This is a genomic window from Pseudomonas sp. NFACC41-3 (assembly GCF_900109505.1).
In the GTDB taxonomy this organism is placed as follows: Bacteria; Pseudomonadota; Gammaproteobacteria; order Pseudomonadales; family Pseudomonadaceae; genus Aquipseudomonas; species Aquipseudomonas chlororaphis.
In genome coordinates this window covers 167,028-187,039 of the sequence record NZ_FOAE01000001.1, presented here as the reverse complement: position 1 = coordinate 187,039, position 20,012 = coordinate 167,028, and the positions used below count along the sequence as shown (strand labels likewise).

The window sequence follows — 20,012 nt, the reverse complement described above, 5'->3', positions numbered from 1 at the left end:
CCGGGCTCAAGCCGCAGCCTGATCGATGTCCTCACCGGTGCGGTCGCGAATCCACAGCAACACCAGGGTGGACAAGGCGACCGTCGCCATCATGTACCAGGCCGGCGCCAGCGCCTGCTCGGTCACCCGCATCAGCCAGGTGACAAAAAACTGGGCGAAGCCGCCAAACACCGAGACCCCGATACCGTAGGCCGCCGCCATGCCGGTGGTGCGCACCGACTTGGGAAACATCTCCGGCAACATGGTGATGCCCGGCACCGTCTGCAGGGCCAGCAACACCGAGAGCAGGCTGATGATCAGCAGCAGGTTGAACAGGCTGGGGGCAGCGATCAGCCACTGGAAACACGGCACTATCACCACTAGGGTCAGCAGGCGCGAGCAGAAAATCACCCGCTTGCGCCCACAGCGATCGGCCAGCCAGCCCACCAGCGGCGACAACACAAAACAGACAGCCCCCACCACCACGCTGGCCAGCAGGCTGGAGGTGGTCGGCAGGCCCAGCACCCTGGCGGCATAGGCCGGCATATAAAAGGCGATGATTTGGGTCGAGACCATGGCCCCGAGCATCAGCAGCACGCTTTTGCCCAATGCCCACTTGTGCTGGCCGAACAGCTCACGCAACGGACTGCTGCGGGCCGCATGTTCCCTGGCCTGCTGGCTGTGGGCCGTCGACAGCCCGACCACCAGGGTGTCTTCCAGGTGGCGACGGATGTACCAGCCCACCGGGGCGGTGAGCATGCCGATGAAAAACGGCACCCGCCAACCCCACTCGCTCATCGCCTGTTGATCCAGCCCCGCCACCAGCGCCGCGACCATGATCGAACCGAGGAAGACCCCCAGCGACTGGCTGCCGAACTGCCAACTGGCATAAAAACCCCGTTGCGATGCGGGGGCGTGTTCCACCAGCAGGGTGGTCGCCGCCCCCACTTCGCCCCCGGCGGCAAAGCCCTGGATCAGCCGCGCCAGCGCCATGATCAGGGGCGCGGCCATGCCGATCTGGCCATAGGTCGGGGTCAAGGCCATCAGGCCGCAACCCAGGCCCATCAGGAACAGGGTCAGGGTCATCGCCGAGCGACGGCCAAAGCGGTCGGAGTAGGAACCGATCAGCAGCGCGCCGACCGGGCGCATCAGGAAACCCACGCCAAAGGTCGCGGTGGTCAGCAGCAACTGCCCGTAACCGGACGCCGCAGGGAAAAACAGCGGCCCGATAAACAGCATCAGAAAGCTGAACACCGTGAAGTCGAAAAACTCCAGGGCGTTACCGATAGTGGTACCGACAATCACCCGCCGACGGGAAACACACAGATTCGTCGCTGCAACCGGCGCGAAGGATTCGGAAACAACGGCCATGACATTCTCCTTGCAGACAAGGGCTACGCACCCACGACCGGCCGGGCCCGAACAGGCCCGGCCGGAGCGACCACCAGAGGCTGCGAATCAGTCGACTGGATCGAGAAAGGCGCTCACCAGCTTCACCCAGTAGCTGGCGCCGTAAGGCAGGCCGGCGTCATTGAAGTCATAGGCCGGGTTATGCAGCAGGCAGCCGCCCGCCGTCCCTTCGCCGTTGCCCATGATCAGGTAGCTGCCGGGACAGGCTTGCAGCATGAAAGAGAAATCCTCGCTGCAGGTCATCGGCTGCATATCGGCGACCAGCCCCTCCTCGCCCAGCCACTCCAGGGCCACCGCCCGCGCCAGGGCGGTTTCCCGCGGGTGGTTGTAGAGCACCGGGAACGCGTTGGCGCTGACCGTGACTTCGGCAGTCGCGCCGAATGCCTGGGCCTGGGCGTGGGCCAGCGCCTCGATGCGCTGTAGCAACAGTTCACGGCTCGTTTCTTTCAACGCCCTGACCGTCACCGCCAGCTCGACACGGGTGGGAACCACCGACGAACTGCTGCCGCCGTGAATCGCCCCGACCCCGACCACGCCCATTTCCAGGGGCGGCAGGTTGCGCGCCACCACGGTCTGCAACGCCATGACCAGCGAGGCCGCGGCGACTATCGGGTCGACCGTGTCCTGGGGCATGGCGCCGTGACCGCCACGGCCGTTGATGCCAATCGTCACGGTGTCGGCCGAGGCCATGAATGGCCCGGGGAGAAAACCGAACGTGCCCACCGGCAACCCCGGCCAATTGTGCATGGCAAAGACCGCATCGCAGGGAAACAGCTGAAACAGCCCATCCTCGATCATCTTTCGCGCGCCCACGTGCCCTTCCTCGGCGGGCTGGAAGATCAGGCGTACGGTGCCATCGAAGTCGATGCTTTGGGCCAGGCACTGGCCGGCGGCCAGCAGCATCGCGGTATGCCCGTCATGGCCACAGGCATGCATCTTGCCGTCATGCCGGCTGGCATAGGGCAAGCCGCTGGTTTCCAGGATCGGCAAGGCGTCCATGTCCGCGCGCAGGCCGATGACCCGGTTGCCCCGGCCCTTGCGCAACGACGCCACGACGCCGGTGCCGGCCAGCCCGTGGTGAACCTCGTAACCCCAGCCGCGCAGCTTGTCGGCGACCAGGCGGCTGGTTTCGAACTCCTCGTAGCTCAGTTCAGGATGGGCGTGCAGATGCTGGCGCAGCGCAACCATGGGCGTCGTCAGCTCGCGTATCTCAGGCAGGATCGTTGGGCTCGGCATGGGTTTCTCCTCAGCAGTGATAGATGGCCTGATCGCCGGCTGAGACGCTGTCAGGCTCTTGTAGGTTTTTTAGGTAGATCGCCGTCAGGCTGGCGGCCAGATCTTTGGGAACCAGTCCTGGCGCAGGCGCTGGCCTGCTTGCATGCCGTGGTCAGGGTACGGCGGCGAGGTCCTGCCAGGGCGCTCGGCATAACGCACGTCCTCGCCCAGCCAGCGCAGCGACAGCACGCGTCGGCGGGCCTGACTGAGATTGCCGCGTGCGCTGTGCACGGTGCGGAAGTCGAACAGCACCGCGTCCCCCGGCTCCATCTGCCACTCCAGCACCTGCATGCCGGGTTCGACATCCGGGTCCGGCACCGGCCGATAGCGGCTGACATCCTCGTAAAAGCTGCTGTCGTCCTTCCAGCGCAGCGGCAGCACCCACTGCGGCCAGAGGTGGGAGCCGGCGATCAGGCGCAAGGTCGCCTCGCGCACCGGGTCCACCGGGATCCACAGGCTGACGGTCTGCTCGCCATCGAGAAAGTAATAGGGAATGTCCTGATGCCAGGGCGTCGGCTTCTGGGTGCCCGGCTCCTTGACCAGTACATGATCGTGAAAGAACTGCGCACTGGGCGACTGCATCACCGCTGCTGCAATCCCCGCCGCGGGCGACTCACGGACCATGGCGACGAATTCGGGAATGCGCTCCCAGTTGCAGTAATCGTCGAAAAACCCACCCGGCTCGCCGGCCGCCACCACGTTGGTGGCATAGGGGCCCGGCTCGCGCTGGTTACGCTCGATACCTGCGGCGATCGACCCGACCCAGTCCTTGAACACACCACGTAGACAAATGGCGCCATCGCGTTGAAAAGCTGCGATATCCGCCGCTGATACCAAAGGGCTGACTGACCTGTTCATAGGGGCTCCTGCGTGACGGCCGCCATAATCGCGGCGACCACGGCCAGACTATTGCCCCAGGCTCATCCAAAAATAAAATAATATGATCCGATCTGGCTCCTCGGAGTTTCTTATGAAGATCAGTCTGCGCCACCTGCGCTGCGCCCTGGCGGTCACTCGCCACGGCAATATCACTCAGGCCGCCGAGCACCTGAACGTATCGCAGCCGGCGGTCTCCGCCGCCCTCAGCGAACTGGAAGGACACCTGGGGCAAGTGCTGTTCATTCGCCAGCGCGGACAGGGAGTGACGCTGACGTCGTTCGGCCGCCTGGCGATGGACAAGGCCCAGCAGATAGTGGCCGGCGTGCATGAGCTGGAGCGCCTGGCGGACCACGACGACACCTTGTCCGGCGAACTGATGCTGGCCTGCTTCGAGGACCTGGCACCCTATTGCCTGCCGCAGCTGTTGCGCGGCCTCAAGGAACGCCACCCGGCGATCGAGGTGACGATTCGCGAATACGGCTTCGACCAGATCGGCAAGCAACTGAGCAACGGCAGCCTGGACGCCGCCCTCAGCTATGACCTGGGCTTGCCGGATGGGGTACAGAGCACGGTGCTGTGCGAACTGTCGGCCCATGCGCTATTGCCGGCCGAGCATCCCCTGGCCGGTCACCGCGAGGTCAGCCTGCGCCAGCTCTGCGATTACCCCCTGGTGCTGACCGAACAGGCCTACAGCTGGCAGCATTTCCTCGACCTGTTCCGCTTCCATGGCTTGCAGCCGAAAAACTTCAGCAAGACCTATTCTTTCGAACTGCAGCGCGGGCTGGTGGCCAACGGCTTTGGCGTGGCCGTGGCCTATACCCGGCCCTTCGGTGACCACAGCTATGACGGGCGGCCGCTGGCGATCCGGCCGATTGCCGAACCGCTGCCGCTGCAACGCATCGTGCTCGCCCAGTCCCGGGCCCGCAGCCACTCGCCGCTGGTCAACGCCCTGCGGGAACAGGCCCTGCAATGGTTCGGCGAAAGCCCGGGGTTTGGCTGGCACCCATAAGCGGCGCCGCGGCTCGGCGGCGTTCCACACAACACTCGATCGTTCAAGCACAAGGAGTCCCAATGGACCGGCTGGCAGCCATGCAAACCTTCGTTCATGTGGTGGAAAGCGGGTCCTTTTCCGCCGCCGCCCGGCTTCTGGATATCGGCCAGCCGGCCGTGTCGAAAACCATCGCCCAGCTGGAGGCGCGGCTGGCGGTGCGGCTGTTGCTGCGCTCGACCCGCGGCCTGACGCCCACCGAGGCCGGCATGGCGTTTTTCGAGCGCGCCAGGCGGGCCCTCGAAGAGGCCGACGAAGCCGATCTCGCGGCGCGCGGGGCCGGTACGGGGCTGCGCGGTACGCTGCGGATCTGCGCCGCGGTGACCTTCGCCCGCCTGCACATCGTGCCGCACCTGGGGAGCTTTCTCGAACGCCACCCCGAGCTCGACATCGACGTGGTGCTGGATGACCGCAATATCAATCTGGTGGAGGCCGGCATCGACGTCGCCCTGCGCATGGGCCCGTTGAGCGACTCCGGGCTGACCGCGCGGCGGATCGGCGAATGCCGGCGCGTGGTATTGGCCACCCCGGACTACTTCGCCCGCCACGGCGAACCCGCCTGCCCCGCCGACCTGGGCCAGCACCAGGCGATCGTCTACAGCCTCGGCGGTGGTGCCCACTGGCGCTTCGAACGGGGTGACGAACAGCATTCGGTGACAGTCCGCGGGCGGATTCGCGTCAGCGCCGCGGAGGGGTTGCGCGAGTCGGTGCTGGCCCACCAGGGGCTGACCCTGGCCTCACAATGGATGTTCGCCCCCGAGCTGACCAGTGGCGCGGTGCGCGAAGTGATGTCGGACTGGACGCTGCCCCGCCAGGAGCTGTGGGCGGTGTTCCCTACCGGACGGCTGACCAGCGCCAAGGCCCGGGCCTTCGTCGAGTTTGTCCAGCAGCTGCTGACCCGCGCGGATGCCACTCAAGGTTGAGCGACGTCAGATTCGCCCACGTACCAGCACTTCGACCTTGGCCGCCTCGCCCCAGCGTTGGACCCGCTCGATCAGCGCAGGGTCGGTTTCGCCCACCAGATACAAGGTTTCGATCGATTGGGCAGCCGCCCACTCGACAAACCCGCACTGCTCGAAGGTGTCGATAGCCGCCAGCTGGAACTCGTTTTCGTAAAAGCCGGGCACCACGGCAACCAGGGCATCGACGGCACTGACTTCAGGCAGGAACGGACAGGCCAGGTGCACCACGTCCCACTTCGCCACGCGCCAGTTGTGCAGCGCTTCGTCGAAGCGGCTGCGGGCGCCGCGGACAAACCCCAGGCCATCGATCACCATGCGCCGGTTGATGATCATCCATACCTTGCGTTTGCGCGGGGCCTTGAGCAGCACCTCACCGGTGACCTTCGAGGCACGCAGGGCCAGGGCGAACACCAGCAATACCGGAACGAAGTAGCGATAAACGGTCTCGGCGTTGGTGGCGCGGGTCAGCTCATACAGCCTGGAAACCTCGCCCCGGGCCTTGCGCTGGTCGCCCAGGGTTTCATCGAGGCGGCCGAGCCACGCCAATACAGGCGGCGCCGAATACCGGGCGCGAAGCTCATCCAGTGCCTGGATCACCGTCCCCACCGAGAGCGCCGTCAGCCGCCCCTGCGCCGTTCTCTCTAACGTGGCAAAACGCTGACAGAGCTCGTTCACCTGCGCGGCATCGGCGGCGCTATAGAGAGTCGCGGCGGCACGGCAATGATCCGGGCCCAGCAGATCGTCGATCTCGGCCTTGAGGCGCCTCTGGGTCGAGGCTTCATGGAATTCGGCTAGTCGATAGTCGCTCTGAAACCATTCGGTCCTGACGTTCTGCGTCTCGCTGATCAGGGCCAGCGAAGCCAGCAGCAGCCAGCCGTAGTCCACGCGCTTCCAGCCGATCTCGCCCAGGGGAAAGACCGAGATGAAGCTCCAGCAGAAAAAGTTGTACAGGAAGAGAAGGAACACCAGCAGGCACGCAGGCGTCAGGGACAGGTAGATCAGTTGCGGGACCTCGACATTGTCGAAGCCATGCAGGGAAAGCAGGACAACGAAAAGACAGAGGCAGAAGGCCATAGGCGCGAAATAGGGTTTGTTCAGGCTTTTCTTCATCGGGCGCTCGGATGGCGATACTCAGGAACACCCCGGGGTATCGGCCATCCAACCGACCGCTTGAACCGGACTCGCCCGCGGTCCGCTCAGTGGTCGCCGCTTACTGGGAGCCGCTTACTGGAACTGGCGCCCCAGGCCCGATGGCACGCCGTGGATATCGGTCTCTTCCCATGGCCCGTCGGGGCTGATGGAACGGCTCCAACCGTTATTCCAGCGGTAGTAGGTGCGCTGGCGGTAGAAAGTGTTGGTCTGGTTATCCAGCACATAGACGCCCAGGCGCGGGTCCCAGTGGCTGTTGCCACCCGGCGGCGGCGCGAAGCTCGCGGAAGTGCGCGGCAGCGGCTTGGCCGGCTTGATCGGCGTGGCGGGTTTGCTCGGGGTACTGGGCGGCGCCGGCTTGGTGCTGGGCTGCGCGGGCGGAATCGGTGGCAGCGTCTCGGGCGGCGTCGGCTGCTGGACCGCACAGGCGCTCAACCCCAGGACCAGTGTTAACAGGGTGATGCGGGCAATGGCGGTCATGGCGGCTTCTCTTATTTATCCGGGCTGTCGATGGTCAGTTGTTGCGGCGCGGTGGTGCTGCTGGCCAGGGGCTTGCTGCGACCGATCCACTCACCGGCAGTCGGTTGGCCGGCGCGGGAAATGCGTGCAACCAGTTGGACTTCCGGGAAGTTCGACAGTTTCAACTGCGGCATCATCGCGTCGGCATCTCCCAGTTCCACCGTCACCGGCAGGTCGGCCACGGTCAGGCGCTTGGCCGCCAGCGGCGCCGGCGGCCCGGAAGTGGCGCGGGCAAAGATGAACACGCTGTCGCCCGGCTGCACCTTGGCTTTCAGATCGGCGGCCAGCTCGACACGCACCTTGAGCAGCGCGGCGGCCTTGGGCGCAGGCGCCTGGGCCACTTTGCCGCCGCTGGCCAGCAGCTTCTCGGTGGCCCGATCGATACCGCCCTGCAGCGCGGCGCGCGAGTTGTCGTCCGCCGGCAATTGCGCCAGCAGGCGGTTCCAGTAATCGATCGCCTCCTGATAACGCTCGCCTTCGAAGGCGGCGATGCCCAACAGGCCGAGGCTGGTGACCTCCTTCGGATCGGCCTTCAGCGCTTCGTCGGTCAGGGCCTGGACCTTGTCCGACCACCGCTTGCCATCGGCGAAATACTGCGCCTGCGCCCACTGGCCGAGCAGTTCCGGCTGGCGCCCGGCCAGGGCCACGGTGCGCTCGAAGATCTTCGCCGCGTCCGCCGGGCGGTCCTGGGCCATGTAGGTACGGCCGAGGAAGTACAGGCCCTCGGCGGAATCCGGCTGGGCGGCGACCGCGCGCTCGAGGCGGCGGGTCATCTCTTCCATGGATTGCGGGGCCTGGGCGAATTCACGGGTCAGCTCGACCTTGTCGCTGGCGCCGAAATGCAGGTACAGGCCCAAACCCAATAGCGGCACCAGCAGCGCCGCCAGCAATGGCAGCGGCTTGCCCAGGCGCGACACCCCAGCCGGTTCCGCGCCCTCAGTGTCGGCCAGCAATTCGCGCGCGGCTTCGGCGCGGCCGCTGTCCATCTGCTCGGCGCTGAGCACGCCTTCGGCCTGCTGGCCTTGCAGCTCGGCCACGCGTTCTTGATAAAGCGCCACGTTCAGCGCGGTACGATCCTCTTCACGCTGGGCGCGACGGCCGCGTAGAACCGGGATCAGCAGAAAACTCAGGGCTACCAGGAGCAGCAGGCCTGCGGCGAGCCAGAAATCAATCATTCGCGGTCTTTATCCAACAGTTGGTCGAGGCGCTGACGCTCCTCGGCGGAAAGTGTGCTCGGGCTGTCGCTGCGCTGCACGCGCCGACGCCGGACGATCACGGCGATGATCACCACGCCCCCCAACAGCAGGCCGGCGGGGCCGAACCAGAGCAAGGCGGTCTTGCCGGTCAGGGCCGGCTTGTAGCGCACGAAGTCGCCATAGCGGTCGACCATGAAATCGATGATCTGCTGGTTGTCCTTGCCTTCGCCGAGCATGCGGAAGATCTCCTTGCGCAAGTCCGCGGCGATCGGCGCATTGGAGTCGGCGATGTCCTGGTTCTGGCACTTGGGGCACCGCAGTTCTTTGGTCAACTCGCGAAAGCGCTCGCGCTCGGCGTCGTTGGCGAATTCGTAGGTATCGATCGCGGCGTGGGCCACGCCAGCGATGCAAAGGCCCAGGACGGCCGCGGCCAGCCAGCGCTTCATGGCTTGGCCTCATCGGCCAGGGCCTGATATTTGGCGGCCAGTTTCTCGCGCCACACCGTTTCGTCGATCACCCCGACGTACTTGTCGCGGATGATGCCCTTGGCGTCGATGAAGAAGGTTTCCGGCGCGCCGTACACCCCGAGGTTCAGGCCCAGGGTGCCCTCCTCGTCGCGGATATCCAGCTGATAGGGATTGTGGAACTCGACCAGCCACTTCAGGGCGTCGGCGTTGACGTCCTTGTAGTTGACGCCGTAGATGGTCACACCCTGCTGCGCCAGCTTGTTCAGCACCGGGTGCTCGACCCGGCAGGAAATGCACCAGGTGCCCCAGACGTTGACCAGCGCCGGCTTGCCCAGCAGGTCGGCACGGGTCAGGGTCTTGTCGCCCTGCACCGACGGCAGGGAGAACTCCGGGAACGGCTTGCCGATCATCGCCGATGGCAGCTCGGCCGGGTCCAGGTACAACCCGCGGTACAGGAACACCGCCACCAGCAGGAACAGCGCCAGCGGCAACAACATTATCCAGCGTCTCATGCAGTGGCTCCTGTCATGCCCAGGGCTTCGCGCACCCGGGTCTTCACCTTGACCCGGTAACGCCGGTCGAGGGCCGCCAGCAGGCCACCGAAACCGGTGAGCAGGCCGCCGAACCAGATCCAGCGCACGAACGGCTTGACGTGCACCCGCACGGCCCAGGCGCCATCGCCCAGCGGCTCGCCGAGGGCGACGTAGAGATCACGGGTGAAACCGGCGTCGATGCCGGCCTCGGTCATCACCGAGTTCTGTACCGTGTAGAGGCGTTTTTCCGGGTGCAGCACGGCGATTTCCTTGCCATCGCGGACCACCCGCACCGTGCCCTTGTCGGAGGTGAAGTTGGGGCCTTCGAAATGCTTGGCGCCCTCGAAGACAAAGTGATAACCGGCCAGGTCCATGGACTCGCCCGGCTCCAGGCGCAGGTCGCGCTCGGCGCTATTCTGGCTCGACAGCACCACGCCCAGGGCGCAGACCGCGATGCCCAGGTGCGCCAGTTGCATGCCCCAGTAGCTGCGGGTCAGGCCCGGCAGGCCCTTGACCAGGCCTTTGTGGCGGGTCTTGTCGAAAATATCGCGGACCCCGGCGAGCAACACCCAGGCCGCCAGCATGAAGGTCGCCAGCACTGCCCAGTTGAAGTCGCCGTAGACAATACCGGCCACCACCGCCAGCGCGGCGCTGCCCAGCAGTACCGGAGTCAGCATGCTCACCAGCCATTTCACCGGGGTGTCTTTCCAGCGCACCACCACGCCGATCGCCATCACCACCATCAGCAGCGCCATCAGTGGAATGAACAGCGCGTTGAAGTACGGCGGGCCGACCGACAGCTTGGCCCCGGTCAGGGCGTCCAGCACCAGCGGGTACAGAGTGCCCAGCAGGATCATCGAGGCCGCCACCACCAGCACCAGGTTGTTGCCCAGCAGCAGGGTTTCCCGCGACCACAGGTTGAAGCCGACCTGGCTCTTGACCACCGGCGCGCGCAGGGCGAACAGGGTCAACGAACCGCCGACCACGAACAGCAGGAAGATCAGGATGAACACGCCGCGCTCGGGGTCCGAGGCGAAGGCGTGGACCGAGGTCAGCACCCCGGAACGTACCAGGAAGGTCCCCAGCAGGCTCAGGGAGAACGCGGCGATGGCCAGCAGCACGGTCCAGCTCTTGAACACGCCGCGCTTTTCGGTGACCGCCAGCGAGTGGATCAACGCGGTGCCCACCAGCCAGGGCATGAACGAGGCGTTTTCCACCGGATCCCAGAACCACCAGCCACCCCAGCCGAGTTCGTAGTAGGCCCACCAGGAGCCGAGGGTGATACCGATGCCGAGGAATGCCCAGGCGACTATGGTCCAGGGCCGCGACCAGCGCGCCCAGGCCGCGTCCAGACGACCGCCGAGCAAGGCGGCGATGGCGAAGGCGAAGGCCACGGAGAAACCGACATAGCCCATGTAGAGCATCGGCGGGTGCACGATCAGGCCGATATCCTGCAGCAGCGGGTTGAGGTCGCGGCCGTCGCCGGGCACCTGCGGCAGAATCCGCGCGAAGGGGTTGGAGGTGACGATCAGGAACAGCAGGAAGCCGGTGCTGATCATGCCCATCACCGCCAGCACCCGCGCCAGCATCACTTGCGGCAACTGCCGGGAGAACACCGACACGGCGAAGGTCCAGCCCCCGAGGATCAGCGCCCAGAGCAGCAACGAGCCCTCATGGGCGCCCCACACCGCGCTGAACTTGTAGTACCAGGGCAAGGCGCTGTTGGAGTTGCTGGCGACATAGGCCACCGAGAAATCGTCGACCATGAAGGCGTAGGTCAGGCAGCCGAAGGCGAAAGTCAGAAAGGCGAACTGCCCCCAGGCCGCGGGCTGCGCCAGGCCCATCCACAGACGGTCGCCGCGCCAGGCGCCAAGCAGCGGCACCACGGCCTGGACCAGGGCAAAACACAGGGCCAGGATCATCGCCAGATGACCGAGCTCGGGAATGAAGAGTGCGGATGTCATCGTTCAGCCCTCCTTGGCCGGAGCCGGCGCCATTTGCCCACTGTCTTTGAGGGCCTTGGTCACTTCCGGCGGCATGTACTTTTCGTCGTGCTTGGCCAGCACTTCGTCGGCCACCACCACGCCGTCGGCGTTGAGCTTGCCCAGGGCGACGATGCCCTGCCCTTCGCGGAACAGGTCCGGGAGAATGCCGCGGTAGGTGATGGTCACGGCCTTGTTGAAGTCGGTGACCACGAAGCGCACGTCCAGCGAATCCGCCGAGCGTTGCAGCGAGCCCATCTGCACCATACCGCCGGCGCGGATCCGCGTGTCATGGGGGGCTTCGCCGTTGGCGATCTGGGTCGGGGTGTAGAACAGATTGATGTTCTGTTGCAGGGCGCTCAGCGCCAGGCCGACGGCAACGCCCACGCCGCCCAGCACACCGAGGATGATCAACAGACGCTTTTTACGCAGCGGATTCACTGATTGTTCTCCCGGCGCAGACGACGCGCCTCTTGTTGCAGGTAGCGCTTGCGGGCCAGCAACGGCACCGCCACGTTGAGGATCAGCACCACCAGGCAGATGCCGTAGGCTGACCAGACATACAGGCCATGATGGCCCATGGCGAGAAAGTCGGCGAAGGAAGAAAAACTCATGATGCCGCCTCCAGGCTGTTCTGCACTTCGGCCCTGACCCAGCTGGCGCGGGCTTCGCGCTTGAGCACTTCGAGACGCATGCGCAGCAACAGCACGGCGCCGAAGAAACAATAGAAGCCCAGCACCGTCAGCAACAGCGGCAGCCACATCTCGACGGGCATCGCCGGCTTTTCGGTGAGGGTGAAGGTCGCGCCCTGGTGCAGGGTGTTCCACCACTCCACCGAGTATTTGATGATCGGGATGTTGATCACCCCGACGATGGCCAGCACCGCGCAGGCCTTGGCCGCGCTGTCGCGATTGCTGATGGCGTTGCCCAGGGCGATCAGGCCGAAGTACAGGAACAGCAGGATCAGCATGGAAGTCAGGCGCGCGTCCCAGACCCACCACGAGCCCCAGGTCGGCTTGCCCCAGATGGCCCCGGTGACCAGCGCCACGGCGGTCATCCAGGCCCCGATGGGCGCCGCGCATTGCAGGGCGACATCGGCCAGTTTCATCTTCCACACCAGGCCCACCACCCCGCACACCGCCAGCATCACGTAGATGGACTGGGCCAGCATGGCCGCGGGAACGTGGATGTAGATGATGCGAAAGCTGTTGCCTTGCTGATAGTCCGGCGGCGCGAAGGCCAGGCCCCAAACGACGCCGACGGTGATCAGCAGCAAGGCTGCGATGCTCAGCCAGGGCAACAGCTTGCTGCTGATGCCGTAAAACCACTTGGGCGAGCCGAGCTTATGAAACCAGGTCCAGTTCATACTGTTTCCATCACGGGTGCCGCGCGTTGTCACGCACAGCCAGGGTCTTTACTGATCAAAATTTGATCAGACCTCATTATTCGCCGACGCTGATCTTCAGGCCAGCCGCTATTGCAAAAGGTGTCAGCGTTACTGCCAGGGCGGTCAGGCTCCCAAGCCACAGCAGGTAACCGGTCGCCGGCATGCCCTGCAAGGCCGCCTGCAAGGCGCCGCTGCCGAGAATCAATACCGGGATGTACAGGGGCAGGATCAGCAGCGCCAGTAACAGGCCGCCACGCTTGAGCCCTACCGTCAACGCCGCGCCCACCGCGCCCAGCAGGCTGAGCACCGGAGTGCCCAGCAACAGGGACAGCAACAGCACCGGCAGACAGGCTGTGGGCAGGCCGAGCATCAGTGCCAACAGGGGCGCTAGCAATACCAGTGCCAGGCCGGAAAAGGCCCAGTGTGCCAGCACCTTGGCCAGAACCAGAAGAGGCAGGGGGTGCGGCGAAAGGACCCACTGCTCCAGGGATCCGTCCTCGAAATCACTGCGAAAAAGCCCGTCCAGCGAGAGCAAAACCGATAACAGGGCCGCTACCCAGACTAGCCCTGGAGACAAGGTTTGCAACAATTGTGTCTCAGGTCCCACCGCCAACGGGAACAGTGCGACAACGATGGCGAAAAACACCAGCGGGTTGGCCAGTTCGGCGGGACGGCGGAACAGCAGCCGGGATTCGCGGGCAACCAGCAGTCCGAAAACACTCATACGGCCCAATGCCCCAGATCGATGTCGCGATAGCCGGCCGGCAGGCGGCTCAGTGTGTGGTGGGTGGTGAGGATCACCATGCCGCCGCGTTCGCAGTGGCCGGCCAGATGCTCTTCCAGTTGCGCCACGCCCTGTTTGTCCAGGGCGGTGAAGGGTTCGTCGAGAATCCACAGCGGCGGGCTGTCCAGGTACAGCCGGGCCAGAGCCACCCGGCGCTGCTGGCCGGCGGACAGGGTGTGACAGGGCACATCCTCGAAACCGCGCAGGCCGACCGCCGCCAGGGCCTGCCAGATCGCCTCGCGATCGGCGGGCTGATGCAGGGCGCAGAGCCAGCTGAGGTTTTCCTCGGGGCTCAACAGGTCCTTGATCCCCGCCGCATGGCCGATCCACAACAGATTGCGCGCCAGCTCCGCGCGCTGGGCATTGAGCGGCTGGCCGTTGAGCAGCACCTGGCCGCTGGTCGGCTGCATCAGCCCTGCCAGCAGGCGCAACAGGCTGGTCTTGCCGCTGCCGTTGGGACCGCTGATCTGCAACATGTCGCCGCTGGCCAGACGCAGTTCGAGCTTTTCGAAGAGCAGCCGCAGGTCGCGCTCACAGGCAAGCGCTACGGCTTCTAGAAGAGGACTGGTCAAATGATCGCGGGCCTTTACGGTTCAAGTCGGCGGTGGAGCAGCCGTTAAAGAGATGCAGAATAAACGCATCGGCGGCCTGTTCCAGAGAGCTGCGTCAAACTTTTGCGATGTTTTCGCCACGCTCCCCGAAGACGGGCGGCATTATACATGCGATGCCCTACTCTCAAGAGGGCTTATTTCTCCACAGGTTGTGTCCAGATGACAGGCGAAATCACCCTTCCTCCGCTGCCCCAACTGACGCCGGGAACCGTGCGCGCGCTGCCGATCAGTGGTGAATTGCTCAAGTTGCTGCAGCCCCTGGAAGGCCTGATCGCCGCCGGCCAATCGGCCAAGGCCGAAGTACTGTCGCTCAAGCAGGCGGACCAGACGTTCCAACTGTTGCTCAAGCTGACCCTCGACAGCGGCCGGCAGACCACCGTCCAGGCCACCAGCAACCAGCCACTGCCCCTGGGCACCAGCCTGGCGGTGACCCAGCCCTCGGCGGGCAACCTGGCCATCACCGTGCAGCAGGCGATTGCCGCCAGCGTCGCCACCCTGACCCGCCTGGACACCGCACAGCTTCCCGTGGGCACCCTGCTGCAAGGCAAGGTGCTGACCACCCAGCTACAACCCCAGGCAGCCGGACAACCGGCGGTCTACCGCTCGCTGGTGAGCCTGCTCAACACCGCTCTGAGCGGCAGCACCCTGAGCATCGACAGCCCGCAACCCTTGCGCATCGGCAGCCTGCTGAGCGCCCTGGTGCAAGGCTCGCAGAGCTTGAGCTTCGTGCCGCTGAGCGGGCGCCAGGAGCAACTGGCGATCGCCCAGCAACTGGCCGCCCAGCAAAGCCGCCAAGCCTCGCTGACAGGCCTGATCAATGCGTTGCAGAACCTGCCGCCCTCCGACGACACCTCCAGCGAGCTGCGCGCTGCGGTGGACAAGCTGCTCGCCGGCCTGCCCGACCTGCAGCAACTGAGCAATCCCAAGGCGCTGGCCCAGGCCCTGGGCAACAGCGGTGCCTTTCTCGAGTCACGGCTGCTGGCGGGCGACAATCCGGCCCTGGCGGCTGACCTGAAAGGCAACCTGCTGCGCCTGATCGCCCAGATGACGCCAGGCCTGCCGGCCAGCACCAATTTCAACGCGATCATTGCCGCCAACACCCTGGCCCAGGTGCTGCCCAGCTTTGTGCGCAGCGCCCTGGGCACCCTCGGCCAGGTCAGCGCCAGGCCCCAGCCGGGTGGCTTCCCCCTGCCCTCGCGGCTGCTGCAAAGCCTCGAAGAGGAAGGCGACCTGGAACACCTGCTGCGCCTGGCCGCGGCCGCTGTTTCGCGCTTGCAGAGCCATCAGCTGGCGAGCCTGGAACAGAGCGGCCTGACCGATGACGGGCGGCTGCTGACCACCTGGCAACTGGAGATCCCGATGCGCACAATGCAGGACGTCGTGCCCTTGCAAGTCAAGTTCCAGCGCGAAGACCCGGCGGAAAAACCGCCCGAGGAAAAACGCCAGGAACGCGAACCGAAACAGCAGTTGTGGCGCGTCGAACTGGCGTTCGACCTCGAACCCTTGGGCCCGCTGCAGGTGCAGGCGCAACTGCTCAAGGGCCGCCTGTCCAGCCAGCTCTGGGCGCAGCGGCCATTTACCGCGAGCCTGATAGAAAGCCATCTGGGCAGCCTGCGTGAACGGCTGCTCGCGTCCGGCCTGGATGTCGGCGATCTGGACTGCCATCTCGGCACGCCACCGCAGGGCCCGAAAACCCGACTGGAACAACGCTGGGTCGATGAAACCGCATGAATAATCCCAACCCGCCACGCCAGGCCATCGCCCTCAAGTACGACGGCCAGCACGCGCCCACGCTGACCGCCAAGGGCGACGACGAACTGGCCGAAGCCATCCTGAAAATCGCCCGCGACTGTGATGTGCCGATCTATGAGAACGCCGAACTGGTGAAACTGCTGGCGCGCATGGAACTGGGCGACAGCATTCCCGAGGAGTTGTACCGGACCATCGCCGAAATCATTGCCTTCGCCTGGAACCTCAAGGGCAAGTTCCCGGCCGGGCATGAGCCGCAGGAAGCGGCGCTGGAGAAGGATGTGACGGAAAGCGGGGAGGATTACTGATCCGTAGCCGTTGCCGCGGGCTGCGATCGGCCGCAACGGCCGCAAGACCTCAGGATCGCTGAAGGCCTTCGGCCTTGGCGCAGCCTGCGGCAGCGGCTACAGAGGGATTTCAGCTCTTGTGCAGCTTGCTCATCAACTCGGCCTCGGCCTGGGTCAAGCCGCAGGACTGAGTCAGTTCGTCGACGCTGGCGCCCATGCCCACCAGGCGCGCGGCCTGGGCGAAGGACAGGCTCGACGGATCGCGCTGTTCCAGCTGGGCCAGCTTGTCCGGCAACGGGCCGACCACCGCGCGCAGCTCATGCAGGTCTTCGCCCATGCGCACCGTACCGTTCTGGTAATCGTCGACGCGCTTGGCCAGGTCCTTGATGCGCTGATCGCGCAGCGCATCGCCCTGGGCCTGCTGGGCGGCGATCTGCCGCTGAGCACGAATATAGGCCAGGAACATCGCCAGGGTGCCTGCCCAAAAGAGGAACAGGACAATAACCGCAACCTCGAGAATCAATCAGATACTCTCCAGTTCCGACCACTCTTCTTCGCTCATCATCTTGTCCAGCTCAACCAGAATCAGCAGCTCGCCGTTCTTGTTGCACACGCCCTGGATGAACTTGGCCGACTCTTCGTTACCGACGTTCGGAGCGGTCTCGACTTCCGACTGACGCAGGTAAACCACTTCCGCCACGCTGTCGACCATGATCCCGACCACTTGCTTGTCGGCTTCGATGATCACGATACGGGTGTTGTCGTTGACCTCGGTCGGCACCAGGCCGAAACGCTGGCGGGTGTCGATCACGGTCACCACGTTGCCGCGCAGGTTGATGATGCCCAGCACGTAGCTCGGGGCACCCGGTACCGGTGCGATCTCGGTGTAGCGCAGGACTTCCTGCACGCGCATCACGTTGATGCCGTAGGACTCGTTATCCAGCTTGAAGGTTACCCATTGCAGGATCGGATCTTCGGAACTCTGTGCGGACGACGACTTATTCATACCCCTGACCCCTCAAAAAACCGTTGGAAACGGTGTGTGTTCTGTGTGGCCGCACCGTCGGCGCAGCCTGTTGTTGGTCTATATCGGCTTCGGCGCCGGTTTGCTGATAGCCAAGTGTTTCGCGCCGCCGCTGGCGATCAGCTCGGCCAGCTCGGAAACGTCCAGCAGCGCGCACATATGCTCGATGACCGTGCCCGCCAGCCATGGCCGCTGGCCACGGTGGCTGCGCCATTTGATTTCGTTCGGGTCCAGGCGCAACGAGCGGCTGACCTGATGCACCGCCAGCCCCCACTCGTAGCCCTGGACCGAGATCACGTATTGCAGGCCCTGGCGGAAGTCGTCGCGGTAGCGATCCGGCATCACCCAGCGCGCGGTATCCAGCACCTTCAGGTTGCCCGCCTGGCTCGGCAGGATCCCGAGGAACCACTCCGGCTGGCCGAACAGCGGCGTCAGTTCATGCCCCGCCAGGGAGTAGATCGACCCCAGGCAGACCAGCGGCACCGCCAGGGTCAACCCGGCGACATCGAACAGCAGGCACTCGAAGGGTTCCGCCGCCCAGCTCGGCCGGTCATCAGCCGCCACCGGGGGTGGCGTGCTGCTTGGCGGCCGATGCACCTCGACCACCGGTTCGACCAGGCCTTGCAGCAAGGGCGCAACGGTCGACAAGGTGGCCGGCAATGGCGCGGGCGCCTCCATCACGGGGGCGACCATCGGTTCCTCGACCCGCACTACCGGCTCGACAACCGCAGCCGGAGCACGCTGGACCTGGGCATCGCGAGCCTGTTCTTCGAGCACCGCGGCCTGGAACTCATCCAGGACCTCGCTCGATACCGCCACCTCTTCTACCGCTGTCTGAACCTGCGGCAGCGCCTCGGGAACCGCGAATTCTTCTTCGGTGGCGTCCTGCAGCAACGCGTCCAGGTAGGACTGCAGCGCCAGCTGCGGCCGGGACGTGACGTCGACAGGACGGTTCATAAGGATGCCCACGGATAAAGCCCAGCACAGTGACCTGTAGGGTTTATCGGCCAGACCGGCAGCAGACTTGAATGCTCCGCCACGTCAGGCCACCTGCGGGACAAGTTGCTGGGCCAGCAGGTGCTTGAGCAAGGCGCGATAGGCCAGTACGCCGCGGCTCTTGCCGTCGAACTGCGAAGGCGTCAATCCGGCCCGGCTGGCATCGCGCAGGCGCGTGTCGACGGGGATGTAGCCCTGCCAGATCTCATCCGGAAACTTGTCGCGCAGCACCCGCAAGGTGCCCAGGGACGCCTGGGTGCGGCGGTCGAACAGGGTCGGCACGATGCTGAACGGCAGCGCCTGTTTGCGCGAGCGGTTGATCATCGCCAAGGTATTGACCATGCGCTCCAGGCCCTTGACCGCCAGGTGCTCGGTCTGCACCGGGATCACCAGTTGCTGGCTCGCCGCCAAGGCATTGACCATCAGCACGCCAAGCAACGGCGGGCTGTCGATCACCGCATAGTCGAAATCCTGCCACAGCTGCGCCAGGCTCTTGGCGATCACCAGGCCCAGGCCGCTCTGCCCCGGCGACTGGCGCTCCAGGGTGGCCAGCGCGGTACTCGAGGGCAGCAGGGAAATACGTTCGTCGCTGGTCGACAGCAGCAACTGCCCGGGCAAGCCCTCAGGGACGCTGCCCTTGTGCAGGAACAGGTCGTAGTTACTGTGTTCCAGGCTGTCGGGGTCATAGCCGAAGTAGCTGGTCATGGAGCCGTGGGGGTCGAGATCGACCACGACCACGCGCTTGCCCGCCTCGGCCAGCAACCCGGCTAAAGCGATGGAACTGGTGGTCTTACCGACGCCACCCTTTTGATTGGCAACTGCCCAGACTCTCATTCAGATTGTTCCTCCCGGCAGGCACGGGCCAGCCGAGAAATAGCACCCAGTTATAAAGCCGGTGACGGAGAATTGACGGCACTCTCACGTCCCGGCGTCTTGACTGACGTAGGTGCAGTTTGTGTGCCAGCCCGCTTCAATGCCGCATCTGGTGTCGCATGGGCCGTGCCGGTGCCCGTCAGGCTGCGGCGTACGTCGAGATTGCGCGACACCACCAGCACCACCCGACGGTTGCGGGCACGGCCATCGGCCGTCGCGTTATTGGCTACCGGCTGGAACTCGCCGTAGCCGACCGACGCCAGGCGCTGCGGATTGACCCCCTGCATCGCCAGCATCCGCACGATGCTCGCCGAGCGGGCCGACGACAGCTCCCAGTTGGTCGGGTACTGCGCGGTCTGGATCGGTTGGTTGTCGGTAAAGCCCTCGACGTGAATCGGGTTGTCGAAGGGTTTGAGGATCGCCGCCACCTTGTCGATGATGTTGAACGCCAGGTCGCTGGGCATGGCATCGCCGCTGCCGAACAACAGGCTGGAGTTGAGTTCGATCTCGACCCACAGCTCGTTGCCGCGCACGGTCATCTGGTTGGAACTGATCAGGTCGCCAAAGGCCGCGCTGATATCGTCGGCGATGCTTTTCAGCGGATCGCTGGCACCGGCGATACCGGCGTCGGTCTGCTCGCTGTCCTTGACCAGCGGCTTGGCCGGGGTCACGGTCTGGGGCCGCTCCTCACCGATGGGAATCGGTTTGAGGGCGCGGTCCGAATCGGTGAACACGCCGATCAGCGCTTCGGAAATGACCTTGTACTTGCCCTCGTTGATCGAGGAGATCGAGTACATGACCACGAAAAAGGCGAACAGCAAGGTGATGAAGTCCGCGTAGGACACCAGCCAACGCTCATGGTTGACGTGTTCTTCATGCCGACGACGACGGGACATAGTCCA

23 protein-coding genes are annotated in these 20,012 nt (G+C 65.0%); 4 read left to right on the top strand and 19 right to left on the bottom strand.

Translation table 11 applies throughout. The features are described 5' to 3' along the window. Positions 1–6: 6 nt before the first annotated feature. From BMY68_RS00845 to BMY68_RS00835, 3 genes are all read right to left on the bottom strand, one after another. Positions 7–1,350 (bottom strand): MFS transporter, encoded by a 1,344-nt coding sequence (locus tag BMY68_RS00845; RefSeq protein WP_085530175.1) that lies wholly within the window; start codon positions 1,348–1,350, stop codon positions 7–9. A gap of 87 nt (positions 1,351–1,437) precedes the next feature. Further along, positions 1,438–2,625, bottom strand: a complete 1,188-nt coding sequence (locus BMY68_RS00840) for a M20 aminoacylase family protein (protein WP_085530174.1) — start codon at positions 2,623–2,625, stop codon at positions 1,438–1,440. A gap of 84 nt (positions 2,626–2,709) precedes the next feature. Continuing rightward, entirely contained in the window at positions 2,710–3,522 is an 813-nt protein-coding gene (locus BMY68_RS00835; RefSeq protein ID WP_085530173.1) for a phytanoyl-CoA dioxygenase family protein, read from the bottom strand. Between the two features lie 112 nt (positions 3,523–3,634). Between BMY68_RS00835 and BMY68_RS00830 the strand changes: the two genes are divergently transcribed. Together BMY68_RS00830 and BMY68_RS00825 are read left to right on the top strand one after the other, a co-directional pair. After that, complete coding sequence (locus BMY68_RS00830; RefSeq protein ID WP_085530172.1) at positions 3,635–4,552, top strand: LysR family transcriptional regulator; 918 nt, start codon at positions 3,635–3,637, stop codon at positions 4,550–4,552. A 62-nt stretch (positions 4,553–4,614) separates the two neighbouring features. Beyond that, positions 4,615–5,514 (top strand): LysR family transcriptional regulator, encoded by a 900-nt coding sequence (locus BMY68_RS00825; protein WP_062823233.1) that lies wholly within the window; start codon positions 4,615–4,617, stop codon positions 5,512–5,514. Between the two features lie 6 nt (positions 5,515–5,520). On the opposite strand, the gene BMY68_RS00820 is transcribed toward BMY68_RS00825, so the two are convergent. The 11 genes from BMY68_RS00820 to ccmA form a co-directional block, all read right to left on the bottom strand. Beyond that, a complete protein-coding gene (locus tag BMY68_RS00820) occupies positions 5,521–6,663 on the bottom strand; it encodes a hypothetical protein (RefSeq protein WP_085530171.1) in 1,143 nt (380 codons plus the stop codon). A 114-nt stretch (positions 6,664–6,777) separates the two neighbouring features. Continuing rightward, on the bottom strand, positions 6,778–7,182 hold the full coding sequence (locus BMY68_RS00815) for a hypothetical protein (protein WP_085530170.1): 405 nt from the start codon (positions 7,180–7,182) through the stop codon (positions 6,778–6,780). Positions 7,183–7,193: 11 nt separating this feature from the next. Then, on the bottom strand, positions 7,194–8,396 hold the full coding sequence (gene ccmI / locus BMY68_RS00810; RefSeq protein ID WP_085530169.1) for a c-type cytochrome biogenesis protein CcmI: 1,203 nt from the start codon (positions 8,394–8,396) through the stop codon (positions 7,194–7,196). Then, a complete protein-coding gene (locus tag BMY68_RS00805; RefSeq protein WP_009042761.1) occupies positions 8,393–8,863 on the bottom strand; it encodes a cytochrome c-type biogenesis protein in 471 nt (156 codons plus the stop codon). The genes ccmI and BMY68_RS00805 overlap by 4 nt, the downstream gene beginning before the upstream one ends. Then, positions 8,860–9,396, bottom strand: a complete 537-nt coding sequence (locus tag BMY68_RS00800; protein ID WP_007922047.1) for a DsbE family thiol:disulfide interchange protein — start codon at positions 9,394–9,396, stop codon at positions 8,860–8,862. Before BMY68_RS00800 ends, BMY68_RS00805 begins: the two co-directional genes overlap by 4 nt. After that, entirely contained in the window at positions 9,393–11,381 is a 1,989-nt protein-coding gene (locus BMY68_RS00795; RefSeq protein WP_085530168.1) for a heme lyase CcmF/NrfE family subunit, read from the bottom strand. Before BMY68_RS00795 ends, BMY68_RS00800 begins: the two co-directional genes overlap by 4 nt. Before the next feature lie 3 nt (positions 11,382–11,384). Continuing rightward, positions 11,385–11,840 (bottom strand): cytochrome c maturation protein CcmE, encoded by a 456-nt coding sequence (gene ccmE / locus BMY68_RS00790; RefSeq protein ID WP_009047728.1) that lies wholly within the window; start codon positions 11,838–11,840, stop codon positions 11,385–11,387. Then, positions 11,837–12,013: a heme exporter protein CcmD gene (gene ccmD, locus BMY68_RS00785; protein ID WP_007922041.1), complete on the bottom strand. Its 177-nt coding sequence runs from the start codon at positions 12,011–12,013 to the stop codon at positions 11,837–11,839. Before ccmD ends, ccmE begins: the two co-directional genes overlap by 4 nt. Beyond that, positions 12,010–12,765, bottom strand: coding sequence for a heme ABC transporter permease (locus BMY68_RS00780; RefSeq protein WP_007922035.1), 756 nt, complete (start codon positions 12,763–12,765; stop codon positions 12,010–12,012). Before BMY68_RS00780 ends, ccmD begins: the two co-directional genes overlap by 4 nt. Before the next feature lie 76 nt (positions 12,766–12,841). Further along, the gene (ccmB, locus tag BMY68_RS00775) at positions 12,842–13,510 is read right to left on the bottom strand and encodes a heme exporter protein CcmB (RefSeq protein ID WP_009042757.1); all 669 of its coding nucleotides are present in this window, start codon (positions 13,508–13,510) and stop codon (positions 12,842–12,844) included. Then, positions 13,507–14,142: a cytochrome c biogenesis heme-transporting ATPase CcmA gene (gene ccmA, locus BMY68_RS00770; protein WP_085530167.1), complete on the bottom strand. Its 636-nt coding sequence runs from the start codon at positions 14,140–14,142 to the stop codon at positions 13,507–13,509. Before ccmA ends, ccmB begins: the two co-directional genes overlap by 4 nt. A gap of 198 nt (positions 14,143–14,340) precedes the next feature. On the opposite strand from ccmA, the gene BMY68_RS00765 reads away from it, so the two are divergent. Next, positions 14,341–15,912 (top strand): flagellar hook-length control protein FliK, encoded by a 1,572-nt coding sequence (locus BMY68_RS00765; RefSeq protein WP_085530166.1) that lies wholly within the window; start codon positions 14,341–14,343, stop codon positions 15,910–15,912. Then, positions 15,909–16,238 carry an EscU/YscU/HrcU family type III secretion system export apparatus switch protein gene (locus BMY68_RS00760; protein ID WP_085530165.1) on the top strand — a complete coding sequence of 110 codons (330 nt, stop codon included), beginning with the start codon at positions 15,909–15,911 and terminating at the stop codon, positions 16,236–16,238. Before BMY68_RS00765 ends, BMY68_RS00760 begins: the two co-directional genes overlap by 4 nt. Before the next feature lie 109 nt (positions 16,239–16,347). Here the strand turns inward: BMY68_RS00760 and BMY68_RS00755 are convergent, their stop codons facing one another. From BMY68_RS00755 to motD, 5 genes are all read right to left on the bottom strand, one after another. Further along, positions 16,348–16,740, bottom strand: a complete 393-nt coding sequence (locus BMY68_RS00755; protein ID WP_037033950.1) for a DUF2802 domain-containing protein — start codon at positions 16,738–16,740, stop codon at positions 16,348–16,350. Continuing rightward, on the bottom strand, positions 16,741–17,223 hold the full coding sequence (locus BMY68_RS00750) for a chemotaxis protein CheW (protein ID WP_007922496.1): 483 nt from the start codon (positions 17,221–17,223) through the stop codon (positions 16,741–16,743). It abuts the gene before it with no gap. Between the two features lie 78 nt (positions 17,224–17,301). Next, positions 17,302–18,198 carry a CheW domain-containing protein gene (locus BMY68_RS00745; RefSeq protein ID WP_085530164.1) on the bottom strand — a complete coding sequence of 299 codons (897 nt, stop codon included), beginning with the start codon at positions 18,196–18,198 and terminating at the stop codon, positions 17,302–17,304. Positions 18,199–18,282: 84 nt separating this feature from the next. Then, a complete protein-coding gene (locus BMY68_RS00740) occupies positions 18,283–19,071 on the bottom strand; it encodes a ParA family protein (protein WP_007922498.1) in 789 nt (262 codons plus the stop codon). A gap of 50 nt (positions 19,072–19,121) precedes the next feature. Continuing rightward, positions 19,122–20,006, bottom strand: a complete 885-nt coding sequence (gene motD, locus BMY68_RS00735) for a flagellar motor protein MotD (protein WP_007922499.1) — start codon at positions 20,004–20,006, stop codon at positions 19,122–19,124. Positions 20,007–20,012 lie beyond the last annotated feature (6 nt).